The following is a 13,536-nucleotide window of genomic DNA, read 5'->3' as shown; positions in this document are numbered from 1 at the left end:
ACCGACCTGTCCCTCCCTCGCGGACGCCCTTTTAGGGAAAAGGGGCGATGTCGTGGCGGGGCTGGGGAGCAGGGTCAGTGTTCAGGTGGCGCCCCGCCCGAAGGCGGGGCTGCCGGTACTCAAGCACTCAAGAAACAGCCCTGAGATCAGGCGCTGGCGCCAGCGGCGGCGGCCTTGGCGGCCAGTTCGGCCAACTGCTGCTCTTCGGACTTCATGATGCCGAAGTCCATCAGCATCTCTTCCAGCTCTTCCATCGTGATCGGGGTCGGGATGTTGCCCTGGCCCGAGTTGTTGTGGATCTTGCTGGCGAGCTGCCGGTATTCCTCGGCCTGCTTGCTTTCCGGGGCGTACTCGATGACCGTCATGCGGCGCAGCTCGGCGTGCTGGACGATGTTGTCGCGCGGCACGAAGTGGATCAGCTTGGAACCGAGACGCTTGGCCAGCGCGTCGGCCAGATCCCATTCCTTGTCCGTCTGACGCTCGTTGCAGATCAGGCCGCCGAGGCGGACGCCGCCGCTGTGGGCGTACTTCAGAATGCCCTTGGCGATGTTGTTGGCGGCGTAGAGCGCCATCATCTCGCCGGACATGACGATGTAGATTTCCTGGGCCTTGTTTTCACGGATGGGCATGGCGAAACCGCCGCACACCACGTCGCCCAGCACGTCGTAGGACACATAATCCACGTCGTCGTAGGCGCCGTTTTCTTCCAGGAAGTTGATCGAGGTGATGACGCCGCGACCGGCGCAGCCAACCCCCGGCTCCGGGCCGCCCGACTCAACGCACTTGATGTTCTTGTAGCCGGTCTTCAGAACGTCTTCGAGTTCCAGATCCTCGACCGAACCCGCTTCGGCGGCCAGATGCAGGACGGTGTCCTGGGCCTTTGCGTGCAGGATCAGGCGGGTCGAGTCCGCCTTCGGGTCGCAGCCGACGATCAGGATCTTCTGACCGAGATCGACCAGGGCGGCCAAGGTGTTCTGCGAGGTGGTGGACTTGCCGATACCGCCCTTGCCGTAAAAGGCGATCTGACGCAGAGGCGCTTTGCTCATGGAATGTCGCTCCTGTGCTGGGGTCGTGGGTTCTGGGATTTCGGGGCGGTCTGTCTCGTGACCGCTTCGGATATCCAGGACTGCACGCGCCGTGCCAGAGCGAAGAAAAATTTTAAATCATTGATATTGTTGATGTTATTGAGAATGGGCCGGGTCAGGCCCCTTTGTCGGGTATGTCACAGCCCCGACAAAGCCCGACATTTTGTCCGGTCTTTCACCCGAAGCCTGTCCATCCTGCTCCAACGCCTGTTCGGCGAGCAGCAGGCGCAGGGCCAAATCCTCGACCACGTCGTCCTGCTCCATGTCGTAGAGCAGTTGCGCGACCATGCGCCCGCGCGTCAGCAGGCGGCGGGCCTTGTCCCGGTCGGGCGGGCGGGCCAGCAGGGTGGCGATCAGATGATCGCCGACGCTTTGGGCGGCGTCGGCGCTGCGGGCGATCAAGCGGCCTTTCAGCGTGTCCACCGTGGCCGGACGCCCGTCATGGGCCAGATCGGCGCAGAAATGATGAAGGCTGCGCAATTGGCGCAGCATTGCGGCGAACAGCAGATCGTCGAGGTCGCCGCCCGCCGCCGCCTTTTCGACAAGATCGAACAATGTGTCGGAAAGCCGCCACGCCGCCGTCAGCCAATCATTCATCGCCTTGCGGTCGGCGGGTTCGACGAAGGGGCCGCTTTCCTCTTTGGTTTCGCTCTGGTCGTCCAGATTGCGCAGGGCGATGACGATCAACCCGTCGGCCTGGGCCAGCGTGGCGAGGCTGGCGTGCAGCGCCCGCAAACCCCGGTCGGCGGAAAAGCCGTCGATGGCCTCCGTCGCCCGGCGCAGCGCGAAACGGGCGAGGCGGCGCGCCTGGTAGACGGACTCGTTCAAGGCGTTGGTGGCTCCCAGCGCGTCCAGCACCATGCGCCGCACCTCAAAGCGCAGCAGCGCGCGGGCGAGCCGGTCGATGCCACCGACGTCGATCGGCGCGGTTTCGCGGGTCACGCGGTCGGCGGTGGCCCGCGCGTCGGCCTCCACCGCCGCGACGACGGCCATCAGATGACCGCGCCCGCCGCCGCGCATCCGCCCGACCAGCGACCGCATCGCTTCGGCCAGATCAACGGCGCTGGGCAGGCTGTCTTCGCGCAGGGTGTGGTTCTTGACCAGCCGGTCGATCAGATGGTCGCGCACGCCGGGCAGCAGCACGTCGGTGATGATTTGACCGATGGGGCGCAACAGGGCGTCGTGCATCCGCCCCTGCGGCTGGCCGATCATGCCCGCCAGCGGGTTCAACGGCTTTGGCGTCAGCCGGGGGCGGTGCGGCTCCAGCAAAGCCAACACGTCGTCCGCTCGCAGCGGGGTGATGACGCCGCGCAACAGGGTGTTCAGGCGCAGGATGACGCGGGCCTCGGCGATGGCGCGCGGCGGCTGGTCGGATTGGGGCGGAGCGGGCGGGGGGGCTGCGGGCGCAAGGGCGGGGCTGACGGGCCGGGCAGTCCCGCGCCGTTTCTGGGACTCATCGTATTTGGTGGGCCAAAAGGCCATGAGCGTTTCACCGGAAAGACAGAGTCGCGCCATCAACTATGGGCAGCGACCCGCTCCGGTTCAAACGGATATTTTTGTGACCTGTTGAGAGTCTGACGTTGGGTTTTGGGTTGGTGTGGTCTGGATGTCGCGGGCCTGCTTATGCTCCGGGAACCGCCGTGTCATTTCCCGTTGGCGCGGGGGGCGCGAAGATGGCGCTGGGAGTCCAGTCCGCGATTTCGATGGAAGCGTCCCACTCATCGACGGCGGCTTGCAGATTCATCCAAAAACGCGGCGTCGTGCCGAGCACCAGCGCCAAACGGGCGGCCGTGGTCGGTTCGACTCTCTTGTGACCATTGACGATCTGGCTGACATGCTTGCGGCTCATTCCCAGGGCGGCGGCCATGGCGGTCACGCTGATGGCGCGCGGCTCCATATAATGGGCCTTGAGAATCAGTCCGGGCGCGGTGGGGCGGCGGTTTCGACGAAGCTCGGCCATCAGTGATAATCCTCCAGATCCAGGATGATGACGTCAGCGCCATCGAAGGCGAAGGTTATGCACCAGTTGCCTGAGACGTGCATGCTGTAGTCGCCCTTTCGGTCGCCTTTGAGCGCGTGGAAATCCTTTACGCCCTCACAGTCTTCCAGGCTTGTGATGGCGTCCAGGTGGTCCAGAATGAGGATGGCGTTGGATTGCAGGTTCTTGGCGACCTTGCCGGAACGTCCGTCTTCAAACAGCTCCCGCAACCCTTTGTGCTTGATCGCCACTATGGCCATCGCATTTCTCCGTTACCAGGATAGTAACGAAATGCGCGGGCGCGCGCAAGAGCGTTGTTACCTAATAGGTATCGCCGCATCCCTCTGTCAAACCGTCACGGCCCGAAGGCGCCGTGACGGTTTGACGTCAACCGACCAACAACCGCCGTGCGGTCAGGCCGACGGCGGCGCGGTCACATGGCTTTGCAGGGCGGCGCGGGTTTTGGGACCGGCGATGCCGTCCACGCTCAGACCGGCGCTTTGCTGGAAGGCGCGGATGGCGGCGGTGGTGGCCGGGCCGCTCACGCCGTCGACGGTCAAGGGCGGCTTGGCCCCGGCGGCGTTCAGCGCCGCTTGCAGCCATTTGGTGGAGCTGTCGTCAGTCCCCAACGCGGTCGAGCCGCCGGTCGCGGGGGCGGCGGGAGCGGCGTCGCCGTTGATTTCCGGCCAAATCTTGTCGAACCACGCTTGCCGGTCGTCCAACCCGTTGTAGCCGCCGTTGATCCGGCGGGTGATGGCGCGGATGTCGTTGGCGTCGGCGGCGGCGTTCAGGTTGCCCTCGTCCCACTCATGCAGGGCCGGTTTCAGGGCGTGTTCGGGGGCGACGATCAGGTCGGGGTGGTTGTAGAAATCGACGCCAGCCTTGGCGCCCATCCGCTGGAAATTCGACCCGCCAGTGGTTTGCAGCAGCCCGCTGCCCCGGAACAGATAGCCGTCGCCCGGGCGGCTGTTGCCCAACTCCTTCGCCTTGGGCGGGTTGCCCAGGCCATAGACACGCTCGGCCAGAGCCTGTTCGTTTTTCAACAGACCATCGACCTCGTCGGGCCGAATGGCGGCGGAATGGTTGCCAACGCCGAAGATCGCCAGCAGCCGGTCGGCGGTGGTGTAGTAGAGGCTTTCGTACAGCACCCGCCCGCCGCCGGTCTCGTGCATCATCTGCGCGAGGAAATGGGTGATGCGCAGCGGCGTGGTGATGCCGAATTGCGCGAACAGGTCGCCGCTCTGCTGGAAGGCTTGCAGATAGTTCGGCTTGATGCTTGGCGCGACTTTGAGGAGCACGGCGGCGATGTCGGTCATGGCGCTCTTCCTGATGGCGTTGCCAGATGGCGTTGTTGGATCGTGGGCGTCAAACAGCCCGCAAAACGGGATTCGCCGCCGCGATGTTCTCCCCTTTGTCCGCTGGCAATCGCGGCAAGGCAAGCGGTCGATGAAAAACGGGCAAGGATGGCGCGTGGCGTGCATGGCCTCTTGGCGGAATTGTGGATTCGCTTTATCCATAAAAAAATAGTGGGTTTCAGATGAAGGAAGCGGGCATGGCGGATGGCGCGGCGCTGCGGGATGCGAACGGGCGGGCGGTCGATCCTGAATCGCCGCTGGCCTTGCGCGCGCTGCGCACCAATCTGGTCAATGTCCCAGCCGACGCGCTGTGTGCGGAATCCTACAACGACGAACCGCGCCGCCTGCGCATCGGCGCCACCCGCAGCGAACACGCCGCCCTGTTCGAGGCGCTGGACGAATCCCCCAACGCGCTCAGCGCCTCGGACATCTTCCAACAGCATATGGCCGAGCGGTTCGGGGTGAACCCGGACTTTTCCGGGGCGGAGGGGGCCGACGGCAAGCGGCGTTTCCGCGCCAGCTATCTGCGTCTGTTGAAGGGCTGGATGTTTGACAGCAACCGGGCGGAGGGGGCGGTGCTGAAGGGCTGGGTGGAAAGCCGTTTTGGCCTGTTGCCGACCTATCACAAGGAACCGATCCGCCGCTTCGCCTCCGACGCCTGGGTGGTCTATGGCGAGGAAAAACTGTCAACCCGCTTTCACAACAACAACATCCACCAGCAACTCGACCTCTTGTATGAGTATTGCCAATGGACGATTCGCCGGGGCTGGCCGGACGCGCCGATGCCCAATTGGGCCTCGCACATCCGGCTCTATCGCGGCGTCAATGATTTCGAGGAACACCACATCGTCGCGCGGCCCGACAAACGCACGGCGGTGCTGCGGCTGAACAATTTGTGTTCCTTTTCCATCCAACGCGACATCGCCGGCCAGTTTGGCGACTACATCCTCGACGCCTGGGTGCCGTTGCCCAAGGTGGTCTTCTTCCGCGACATTTTGCCCCGCTACCCCTTTCAGGGCGAAGGGGAGTATCTGGTCATCGGCGGGGATTATCGGGTGGGCGTGTCGCTTCTTTGACAACCACACGGCTTGGCGGCGCGTGCCCGTTCAAGCTCAGCAGGAAAGGGCGGGAAGTTCCCGCTCCGCACATGACCGATCCGACGATCCGATCCCGCGCGCTTGGCGCCTATCTGGGTTTGGCCTGCGGCGACGCGCTGGGCGCGACCGTGGAGTTCCTCACCAAGGGCGAGATCGCCCATCAGTATGGCGTGCACCGGCACATCAAGGGCGGCGGCTGGCTGAAGCTGCAACCGGGCCAAGTCACCGACGACACCGAAATGTCGCTGCATCTGGGCCGCGCCATCCTGGCCGGGCCGGAGTGGGACGCCCGCCGCGCGGCGGACGAGTTCGCCGTCTGGCTGAAATCGGTTCCGGTCGATGTCGGCGACACGACGCGGCGCGGCATCCGCCGTTACATCATGAACGGCACGTTGGAGGAGCCGGAGTCCGAATACCACGCGGGCAACGGCGCGGCGATGCGCAATCTGCCGGTCGCGCTGGCGACCTTGGGCGACGATGCGGCGCTGGCCCTGTGGTCGCGTGAGCAGTCGCGCATCACCCACAGCAACCTGATGTCTGACGCCGCCGTTCTGGCGCTGGGGCGCATGGTCCACCGCTTGATCCAGGGCGGCGGGATCGTCGCCGCGCGGGAGGAGGCCAACGCCCTGATCGCCCAGCACCGGCAATTCAAATTCCAACCCTACCGGGGCTTGGCCACCGCCTACATCGTCGACACGGTGCAGACGGTCTTCCACCATTATTTCCAGACCGATTCGGTGGAAAATTGCGTGGTCGAGACCGTCAACCAGGGCGGCGACGCCGACACCACCGGGGCCATCGCCGGGATGCTGGCCGGGGCGACCTATGGGGTGGAGGACATCCCAGGCCGCTGGCTGCGCAAGCTGGACAGCAAAGTGTACGACGAGATTTGTCAGCAAACCGACGCGCTGCTCGCCCGCGCGCCGCTCTTCCGACAGGAGTGATCCGATGGCCGACGTCGTGTTCTATGAAAAGCCCGGTTGCGGCGGCAACGCCCGCCAGAAAAAGCGGTTGGAGGAGTCCGGCCATCGCGTGGAGGCCCGCGACCTGTTGAGCGCGCCCTGGACGGCGGAGGATTTGCGCCCCTTCTTCGGCGCCCGCCCGGTGGCCGATTGGTTCAACCGCGCCGCCCCCGCCGTGAAAGCGGGGGAGGTCACGCCGGAGGCGATGGACGAGGAGTCGGCGCTGGCGGCGATGATCGCCAACCCGCTGTTGATCCGCCGCCCGCTGTTGCAGGTGGGCGCGCGGCGCGAGTGCGGATTCGACACGGCGTTGATCGCCGCTTGGATTGGTTTGGCGGATGGCGGAGCGGATGGTGTGACGGAAGGTTGCGTGCGTCCGCACATGCCGCCCTGTCCTGCGCCCGCAAAGGGGTGACGCGGCGGCGTTGTCTGTCGTAGGTTGGGAATCCGACACGATTCCCGACGACGACGAGCGGTCACGAGGACACCATGTGCGAACTCCTGGGCATGAGCGCCAACGTGCCCACGGACATCTGTTTCAGCTTTCGCGGCCTGATGCGGCGTGGCGGCCAGACCGGCCCGCACCGCGACGGCTGGGGCATCGCCTTTTACGAGGGGAAGGGCTGCCGGACCTTTCATGATCCGGCGCCGAGCTGCGAGTCCGAAATCGCCGAGCTGGTCAGCCGCTATTCGATCAAGTCCCGCACGGTGATCTCCCACATCCGCCGCGCCAACCGGGGACGCGTGGGGCTGGAGAACACCCACCCCTTCACCCGCGAATTGTGGGGGCGGGTGTGGACCTTCGCCCACAACGGCCAGCTCAAAGGCATCAAGGACCGCATCCTGACCTTTTACGAGCCGGTGGGGACCACCGACAGCGAGCACGCCTTTTGCTGGCTGCTCGACCAGATCCGCATGCAGTACCCGGAACCGCCGAAGAAGACCGCCGGTCTGATGCGGTTGATCCGCCATCTGGCCGCCGATCTCGGCACGCTGGGCGTCTTCAACATGCTGCTCAGCGACGGGCGGAACCTGTGGTGCCATTGCGCCACCAATCTGGCCTGGCTGACGCGCAAGGCCCCCTTTGGCGCCGCCACCCTGCTCGACGCCGACATGAGCGTCGATTTCGCCCAGGAAACCACGCCGAAGGACATCGTCACCGTCGTCGCCACCCGCCCCTTGACGGTGAACGAGGCGTGGACGGTGATGAAACCCGGCGAAATGGTGGTGTTCCGCGCCGGGGAGCCGGTGGGGCGTTGACCTCATTGTTGTGATTTCAACAACGATCTGTCGCTAAGCCGCTGGCTTCTCAGATCATTGTTCGTCGGGCATGTTCGGTTCCAGAGATTGACCGGCGGAACCGCCGGTCGCCACCGAACAGAAGGCCACACGCCATGACGACGATCCTGCACATCGACTCCAGCCCGCTCGGCGCCGCCTCGGTCACGCGCCAGTTGACCGCCTCCATCGTCGAGACGCTGCGCAAGGCGGAACCCGGCGCGACCGTGGCCTATCGCGACGTCGCCGCCAACCCGCCGGACCACCTGTCGGGCGAACTCCTCCAGGTCGTCAAGTTCCGCAACCTGGACGGCTTGAACGAGCGTCAGCGTTCCGAGTTGGCCCTGACCGACGAGCTGGTGGACGAGTTCCTGGCCGCCGACACCGTCGTCATCGGCGCGCCGATGTACAATTTTTCGGTCCCCACCCAGTTGAAGGCGTGGATCGACCGTCTGGCCCAGGCGGGCCGCACCTTCCGCTACACCGAAAAGGGGCCGGAAGGTCTGGCGGGCGGCAAGCGCGTCATCGTCGCTTCGGGCCGTGGCGGCGTCTATTCGACCAACCCGGCGCTGTCCGGTCTGGATCACCAGGAAGCCTATCTGCGCACGGTGTTCGGCTTCTTCGGCATCACCGACGTGACCTTCATCCGCGTCGAAGGCGTCGGCATGGGGCCGGACGCCAAGGCGGCGGCCTTCGCCAAGGCCGATGAGGCCATCGCCGATCTGCTCGTGGCCGCGTAAAGAGGTGGCGCGCCCCGGTCCTGCGCGTGTCGCGGGGCCGAGGCGCGTTGGTTTTCGGACACACGCCTTGTTCTGGGGGCCGCGCCATGCCGACCTTGACGCTCATCAGCCATCATCTCTGCCCCTATGTGCAGCGCGCGGCGATCGCGCTCAGCGAGAAGGGCGTGCCGTTCGAGCGGATCACGATTGATCTCGCCGACAAGCCCGATTGGTTCAAAGCGTTGTCGCCGCTCGGCAAGGTGCCGCTGCTCCGCGTGTCGGAAGCGGGCAAGCCAGACGGGGTGATCTTTGAATCGGCGGTGATTCTGGAATATCTGGAAGACACCCAGGCCCCGGCCCTGCACCCCGCCGATCCGCTGGAACGGGCGCGGCACCGCAGTTGGATCGAGTTCGGCTCCGCCATCCTCAACGCCATCGGTCGGCTGTACAACGCCAAGGACGAGGCGGCTTTCGCCAAGGAATCCGTCGAGATCGGCGCGCTGTTCGACCGGGTCGAGGCGGAGTTGGCGGACGGCCCCTATTTCGCCGGGGCAAGCTTCAGCCTTGTCGACGCCGTGTTCGGGCCGATCTTCCGCTATTTGGACCTGTTCGAGGCCGACGCCGATTTGCGGCTGATCGACGGGCGCGCGCGGGTGGCCTCGTGGCGCGCGGCGCTGGCGGCCCGCCCCTCGGTGCAAACCGCCGTCACCCCGGATTACCCGGCCCGGCTTTTGACCTTCCTGCGCAACCGCGACAGCGTCATCAGCCACCGCTTGCCGGGGGCTTGATCAAGCGCTTGATCGCTTGCCCCCTCCCTAACCCTCCCCCGCTGACGCGGGAGAGGGAACTCCGCCGTATCTTGGCAAAGCGTATGCTCCCTCTCCCGCGAAGCGGGGGAGGGCCGGGGAGGGGGAAAGCGGCGCCTTACCCCAACGCCTCCTGCAACATCTCCACCGCGACGTCGAGCGGCAGATCCAGGCGCTGGATGCCCATTTGGGACAGAAAGCGTTCCTCGTTCTTCGACAACTCGCCCTGGATCACCGCCCAATGCTGGTCGGTCGAGCGTTTGGAGATTTGGCGGCCGAAGGTGCGCTGGATTTCATGGTCGAAGCGGCAGCCGAGATAGAGGAAATGCCGCCCGGCGCGCCGGTCCTTGACCACCGGGGGAATCGGCGTCTGGATGTCGATCTCGGTCAACAGCTCGACGAAATCGCTGTCGGAAATCAGATAATTGCCGGCGGGCGTCACCGCGCCGGACGGTTTGTAGAGCACGGTGTCCCAGGCCTCAGCGGCGGCGGCGGTCGTTTCAGACCCGTCGGCGGCGTAATATTTCACCCATTCGCCGGTTGATTGCGGGTGCGACAGCCCCTGAATCTGCCCCCAACTCCGGTCGGCGGCGGCGGTCAGCAGCGCGTCGAGCGCGTTGTCGTACCAGACGTCCACGATCAACGGCGGCGTCGGGATGGCGCTGAGGAAGCGGTGGGCGAGCGTCGGCGGAACCGTCTGGCTGAAAATCTCGTTGAGGATGGCTTCCAGCGTTTTGCGGTGGCGGCGGGTTTCGATGAATTGGGCGACCGCCGTCAAATTGGTGCGGAAGCGCCCCGGCGCCGTCACCTTGGCGTTCAGCCGCTGGGTCAGCTCCGCCGAATTGCGCGGGATTGGGCAGTCGTCCGGGGACAGCAGCGCGAAGGCCCCCGGCCCGAGAAAGGGGACCACCTGCCGGGCCTTCAACGCGGCGGCGATGCTGGCGATGGCGGCGGCGGTGTCGGCGACCGTGACGGAATCGGCGTCCGGCGCAAGCGCGGTGTCGGTCATGAAGAATCCCCTTTAAAGGTAAATCGCCGCCCCGGCGCCGGTGTTGATGGTGGCGTCCTTCAGCGTTTCGACGATGAAGGCGACCTGATCCTCGGTGATCGCGTGGTGCAGCGGCAGCGCCAGCACGCGGTCGGCGGTTTTGGTGCAGACCGGGCAGGCCGAACGGCTGGCCCCGCGCTCCTGGTAATATTGCTGGGTGTGCAGCGGCTGGCCGAAATCTGACGCGTCGATGTCCTGCCCGTCGAGATCCTCGATGATCGCCTTGCGGCCCGACGCGGTGAAGCGGGTGCCGAGATGCACGCAATAGAGCATCGGGTTGACGATTTCCGCGCCCGCGCCGCGATAGGGCGGCTTGATGCCTTCAAAGCTCGCCATTGCCGCGTCGTACCAGCCGATAACCCTATTCCGGCGGGCCAGAATCTCCGGCAGCCGTTTCAACTGCACCAGCCCCAGCGCGGCGTTGAGGTTGCTCAAGCCCACCTGCCAGGGCAGGGTGCGGGTGATGACGACGGTGTTGCGATGCTCCACCTCGCGGCGGCGCAGATAGCGCAGGCGGTGGGCCAGATCGCGGTCGTCGGTGACGATCATGCCGCCATCCCCGGCCAGCAGAACCCCCGGCTCGGAAAAATCAAAGAACGACGCGTCGCCGAACCCGCCGACCATCCGCCCCTTGTAGGTGGAGCCGATGGCCTCGGTCGAATCCTCGATCAGGATCAAGCCGTGATCCTTGGCCAGCGCGGTCAGCTCGTCCCAATGGGCGGGGTGGCCGTTGGGGTTGGCGGCCAGAATGGCCTTGGTCGCCGGGGTGATGAGGGTCGCGGCCTTTTCCGGGTTGATGCTGTGCTGCCAGTAATCAATGTCGACCAGCACCGGCGTCGCCCCGCTCAACGCCACCGCGTGTTGCGCCTGATGCCAGCCGAAGGGGCTGCACAGAACCTCGTCCCCCGGCCCGATCCCATAGGCTTTCATCACCAGCAGGGCGGCGATGGTGCCGCTGGACACCGCGACGGCGTGGGCGCGCCCGACATAGGCGGCGAAGGCGGTCTCGAACGCCCGCGCCATCCGCCCGTCGCCCAACTCGCCAGAGGTCAGGACGCGGCTGAGCATCTCCACCTCCGCCCCGGACATGTCGGGGGCGGTCAGGGCGATGAAACCGTCGCCGTCATCCTCGGCAGGATCGATTGTGTCGTTTTGCGTGGCCAACGTCGCGGGGGAAGCGGTCATTCATTCATCCTCGTCCCGTTGGGCGATCACCAGGCCGGTGGCAAGCTCCGGCTTGTCGGTGATGAGCCAGCAGTGGTTGTTGCCGTCCACCAGATGCAGATCGAAGCCGTTTTCCTCGCGGAACGGATCCTCGGCCATCACCGAGGCGTGGGCGGTGGTGACGGTCTTCAGATCCGGGTTGGCCGCGCGGACGGCGCGGGCGACGTCGTCGATCCGGTTTCCGGCGGAAAAAAGCTGGTTGGCCAGCGTGGCGATGGTGTCGATGCGCTCAAGGGACAGGGCCATGATGGTCACTCCGCGCCGCGTTTTTTGGCTTCGACGGTGATCGGCAGGCGGGTGTCGGCGGGCATCTCCGGCAGGTCCAGAGTCCAGCCGTTGGCGACCTTGACCCAACCGCCCCACAGGCCGGGGTTTTCCATCTCGGTGATGGGTTCCTCCAGATCCTTCTTGGCGACGTAGATCGTGTAGCCCTCGGCCACCTTGCGGATCATCACCTTCATAATCACGGCTCCAAAGTTTGTTGTTGTTGGTTGTTGGCGGCGGTCGGGATCACGCCGCGACCAGACGGGCGTGCAGGGCGGGCAACTCCGACAGCACCGCGTCGATTTCCGCCGCCGTGCTGTAGCGGCTGAGCGAAAAGCGCAAACTGCTGGCCGCCGCCGCGCCGCTCAGCCCCATGGCGGTCAGCACATGGCTTGGCTCGTTGCCGCCCCCTCCATTCGCCCCTGAGGAGCAGGCGGCCCCCATCGACACGGCGATTCCGGCGCGGTCCAACCGCGTCAACAGCTCCTCGCCATCAGCCGGGCGGCCTTGGCCGTCGGCGAAGCGGATGTTGCTGGTGTTGGGCAGCCGCGCCGCGCCGCCGCCATTGACCAGCGCCCCCGGCCAACGGGCCAGCACGCCGCTTTCCAGCCGGTCGCGCAGAAAGCCCAGCAACCCGGCCTCGTCCAGCCACAGCGCGGCGAGCGAGGCGGCGGCCCCGAAGCCGACGATCCCCGGCACATTCTCGGTGCCGCCGTGCCGCCGCCGTTCCTGATGGCCGTGGACCAGCGGGCGGAAGGGCGCGCCCTTGCGGAGGTAAAGCGCGCCGACGCCCTTCGGCCCGTGCATCTTGTGGGCGGACAAAGTGAGGTAATCGGCGATGCCGCACTCCACCGCCACCCGGCCCGCCGCCTGCACCGCGTCGGTGTGAAACAACGCGCCATGGGCGTGGGCGATGGCCGAGGCCCCGGCCACCGGCATCAGCACGCCGGTTTCGTTGTTGGCCCACATCATGGAGACCAGCGCCGTGCGTTCCGACACCAGCGCGCCCAGATCGACCAGCGAGGGCAGGCCATCGGCGTTCACCGGCAGGACGCTGACGCGCCAGCCCTGGTTCCGCAGATCGTCGAACAGGGCCAGAGTCGCCGGATGCTCCACCGCCGTGGTGAGGATGTGGTCGCGGGTGTGGTCGGTTTCCTCCAGGCTGCGCAGCGCGCCGAGGATGGCGGCGTGCGTCGCCTCCGTCGCGCTGCCGGTGAACATCACATCGGCGGGTTTGGCCCCGATCAGGGCGGCGACCTGGGCGCGGGCGTCGCTGACCAGACGCCGGGCGGCCATCCCGGCGCTGTGCGGGCTGGACGGGTTGGCGTAATCGCCGAACAGGCAGGGCAGCATCGCTTCCCGCACCTCCGGCGCCAGCGCCGTGGTGGCGTTGTTGTCGAGATAGATCGTCATGCCAGCACCCCCGGCACGCCACGGCGCGACCCATCGGCGGGGGCGATCTCCTCCTCCAGGCAGCCGACCACGGTGCCGCCGGGGAATTCGACCAGATAGACCGGCAGATTGCCTTCCTCCGACCGACCGACGCGGACGATGATGCCGGGCGTACCTTGCGGGGCGAGGATCGCGCCGGGTTGGACTTGCGGGTGGCTGCCGTCGTTGAACAGATCCTCCTGCGCCGTGACCGACAGGCCCCAGTCGTACAGCGGTTCGCGCGGCGGGATGAAACCCGACTTGGCGGGGGTGGCGGCTTCGGTCATCG

General features: G+C 66.1%; 17 protein-coding genes. 6 read left to right on the top strand and 11 right to left on the bottom strand.

Going from position 1 to position 13,536, the window contains the following annotated elements:
* Positions 1-146: 146 nt before the first annotated feature.
* The 5 genes from nifH to D3877_RS30385 form a co-directional block, all read right to left on the bottom strand.
* Positions 147-1,046 (bottom strand): nitrogenase iron protein, encoded by a 900-nt coding sequence (gene nifH, locus D3877_RS08110; protein ID WP_119830136.1) that lies wholly within the window; start codon positions 1,044-1,046, stop codon positions 147-149.
* 135 nt (positions 1,047-1,181) lie between these two features.
* Complete coding sequence (locus D3877_RS08105) at positions 1,182-2,567, bottom strand: hypothetical protein (RefSeq protein ID WP_238474784.1); 1,386 nt, start codon at positions 2,565-2,567, stop codon at positions 1,182-1,184.
* A gap of 139 nt (positions 2,568-2,706) precedes the next feature.
* A complete protein-coding gene (locus tag D3877_RS08100) occupies positions 2,707-3,045 on the bottom strand; it encodes a HigA family addiction module antitoxin (RefSeq protein ID WP_119830135.1) in 339 nt (112 codons plus the stop codon).
* Positions 3,045-3,323, bottom strand: a complete 279-nt coding sequence (locus tag D3877_RS08095; RefSeq protein ID WP_119830134.1) for a type II toxin-antitoxin system RelE/ParE family toxin — start codon at positions 3,321-3,323, stop codon at positions 3,045-3,047. Before D3877_RS08095 ends, D3877_RS08100 begins: the two co-directional genes overlap by 1 nt.
* 153 nt (positions 3,324-3,476) lie before the next feature.
* Entirely contained in the window at positions 3,477-4,379 is a 903-nt protein-coding gene (locus D3877_RS30385) for a peptidoglycan-binding protein (RefSeq protein WP_119830133.1), read from the bottom strand.
* A gap of 236 nt (positions 4,380-4,615) precedes the next feature.
* Here D3877_RS30385 and D3877_RS08085 point away from each other — a divergent pair, with 236 nt between their 5' ends.
* The 6 genes from D3877_RS08085 to D3877_RS08060 all read left to right on the top strand — a co-directional run bounded on the left by D3877_RS08085 (position 4,616) and on the right by D3877_RS08060 (position 9,262).
* A complete protein-coding gene (locus D3877_RS08085) occupies positions 4,616-5,494 on the top strand; it encodes an NAD(+)--dinitrogen-reductase ADP-D-ribosyltransferase (protein WP_119830865.1) in 879 nt (292 codons plus the stop codon).
* A gap of 71 nt (positions 5,495-5,565) precedes the next feature.
* Positions 5,566-6,459, top strand: coding sequence for an ADP-ribosyl-[dinitrogen reductase] hydrolase (gene draG / locus D3877_RS08080; protein ID WP_119830132.1), 894 nt, complete (start codon positions 5,566-5,568; stop codon positions 6,457-6,459).
* Between the two features lie 4 nt (positions 6,460-6,463).
* Positions 6,464-6,892, top strand: a complete 429-nt coding sequence (locus D3877_RS08075; protein WP_119830131.1) for an ArsC/Spx/MgsR family protein — start codon at positions 6,464-6,466, stop codon at positions 6,890-6,892.
* Between the two features lie 74 nt (positions 6,893-6,966).
* Positions 6,967-7,737, top strand: coding sequence for a class II glutamine amidotransferase (locus D3877_RS08070; RefSeq protein WP_119830130.1), 771 nt, complete (start codon positions 6,967-6,969; stop codon positions 7,735-7,737).
* Between the two features lie 134 nt (positions 7,738-7,871).
* The gene (locus D3877_RS08065) at positions 7,872-8,495 is read left to right on the top strand and encodes an FMN-dependent NADH-azoreductase (RefSeq protein ID WP_119830129.1); all 624 of its coding nucleotides are present in this window, start codon (positions 7,872-7,874) and stop codon (positions 8,493-8,495) included.
* Positions 8,496-8,581: 86 nt separating this feature from the next.
* Positions 8,582-9,262: a glutathione S-transferase family protein gene (locus tag D3877_RS08060; RefSeq protein ID WP_119830128.1), complete on the top strand. Its 681-nt coding sequence runs from the start codon at positions 8,582-8,584 to the stop codon at positions 9,260-9,262.
* A gap of 136 nt (positions 9,263-9,398) precedes the next feature.
* On the opposite strand, the gene D3877_RS08055 is transcribed toward D3877_RS08060, so the two are convergent.
* From D3877_RS08055 to D3877_RS08030, 6 genes are read right to left on the bottom strand one after another with little or no spacing between them, the layout of a single operon-like run.
* Complete coding sequence (locus D3877_RS08055; RefSeq protein WP_119830127.1) at positions 9,399-10,289, bottom strand: SIR2 family protein; 891 nt, start codon at positions 10,287-10,289, stop codon at positions 9,399-9,401.
* A 12-nt stretch (positions 10,290-10,301) separates the two neighbouring features.
* Positions 10,302-11,513, bottom strand: a complete 1,212-nt coding sequence (locus D3877_RS08050) for a DegT/DnrJ/EryC1/StrS family aminotransferase (RefSeq protein ID WP_119830126.1) — start codon at positions 11,511-11,513, stop codon at positions 10,302-10,304.
* Positions 11,514-11,798, bottom strand: coding sequence for a hypothetical protein (locus D3877_RS08045; RefSeq protein ID WP_119830864.1), 285 nt, complete (start codon positions 11,796-11,798; stop codon positions 11,514-11,516).
* Between the two features lie 5 nt (positions 11,799-11,803).
* A complete protein-coding gene (gene nifT, locus D3877_RS08040) occupies positions 11,804-12,013 on the bottom strand; it encodes a putative nitrogen fixation protein NifT (RefSeq protein WP_119830125.1) in 210 nt (69 codons plus the stop codon).
* 49 nt (positions 12,014-12,062) lie between these two features.
* Positions 12,063-13,229, bottom strand: a complete 1,167-nt coding sequence (locus tag D3877_RS08035) for a cysteine desulfurase family protein (protein WP_119830124.1) — start codon at positions 13,227-13,229, stop codon at positions 12,063-12,065.
* Positions 13,226-13,534, bottom strand: a complete 309-nt coding sequence (locus tag D3877_RS08030) for a nitrogen fixation protein NifZ (RefSeq protein ID WP_119830123.1) — start codon at positions 13,532-13,534, stop codon at positions 13,226-13,228. Before D3877_RS08030 ends, D3877_RS08035 begins: the two co-directional genes overlap by 4 nt.
* Positions 13,535-13,536 lie beyond the last annotated feature (2 nt).

This window comes from Azospirillum cavernae (assembly GCF_003590795.1).
Lineage (GTDB): Bacteria > Pseudomonadota > Alphaproteobacteria > Azospirillales > Azospirillaceae > Azospirillum > Azospirillum cavernae.
Note: the sequence above shows the minus strand (reverse complement) of the source record. Positions and strands in the feature narration are given on the sequence as shown.

Bases quoted from the DNA above. Each gene is read 5' to 3' on its own strand.
- D3877_RS30385 (WP_119830133.1), bottom strand. From the start codon at position 4,379: ATGACCGACATCGCCGCCGTGCTCCTCAAAGTCGCGCCAAGCATCAAG.
- D3877_RS08065 (WP_119830129.1), top strand. From the start codon at position 7,872: ATGACGACGATCCTGCACATCGACTCCAGCCCGCTCGGCGCCGCCTCG.
- D3877_RS08035 (WP_119830124.1), bottom strand. From the start codon at position 13,229: ATGACGATCTATCTCGACAACAACGCCACCACGGCGCTGGCGCCGGAG.
- D3877_RS08030 (WP_119830123.1), bottom strand. From the start codon at position 13,534: ATGACCGAAGCCGCCACCCCCGCCAAGTCGGGTTTCATCCCGCCGCGC.
- D3877_RS08045 (WP_119830864.1), bottom strand. From the start codon at position 11,798: ATGGCCCTGTCCCTTGAGCGCATCGACACCATCGCCACGCTGGCCAAC.
- D3877_RS08085 (WP_119830865.1), top strand. From the start codon at position 4,616: ATGGCGGATGGCGCGGCGCTGCGGGATGCGAACGGGCGGGCGGTCGAT.
- D3877_RS08095 (WP_119830134.1), bottom strand. From the start codon at position 3,323: ATGGCCATAGTGGCGATCAAGCACAAAGGGTTGCGGGAGCTGTTTGAA.
- draG (WP_119830132.1), top strand. From the start codon at position 5,566: ATGACCGATCCGACGATCCGATCCCGCGCGCTTGGCGCCTATCTGGGT.
- D3877_RS08075 (WP_119830131.1), top strand. From the start codon at position 6,464: ATGGCCGACGTCGTGTTCTATGAAAAGCCCGGTTGCGGCGGCAACGCC.
- nifH (WP_119830136.1), bottom strand. From the start codon at position 1,046: ATGAGCAAAGCGCCTCTGCGTCAGATCGCCTTTTACGGCAAGGGCGGT.
- D3877_RS08050 (WP_119830126.1), bottom strand. From the start codon at position 11,513: ATGACCGCTTCCCCCGCGACGTTGGCCACGCAAAACGACACAATCGAT.
- D3877_RS08105 (WP_238474784.1), bottom strand. From the start codon at position 2,567: ATGGCCTTTTGGCCCACCAAATACGATGAGTCCCAGAAACGGCGCGGG.
- D3877_RS08060 (WP_119830128.1), top strand. From the start codon at position 8,582: ATGCCGACCTTGACGCTCATCAGCCATCATCTCTGCCCCTATGTGCAG.
- nifT (WP_119830125.1), bottom strand. From the start codon at position 12,013: ATGAAGGTGATGATCCGCAAGGTGGCCGAGGGCTACACGATCTACGTC.
- D3877_RS08070 (WP_119830130.1), top strand. From the start codon at position 6,967: ATGTGCGAACTCCTGGGCATGAGCGCCAACGTGCCCACGGACATCTGT.
- D3877_RS08100 (WP_119830135.1), bottom strand. From the start codon at position 3,045: ATGGCCGAGCTTCGTCGAAACCGCCGCCCCACCGCGCCCGGACTGATT.
- D3877_RS08055 (WP_119830127.1), bottom strand. From the start codon at position 10,289: ATGACCGACACCGCGCTTGCGCCGGACGCCGATTCCGTCACGGTCGCC.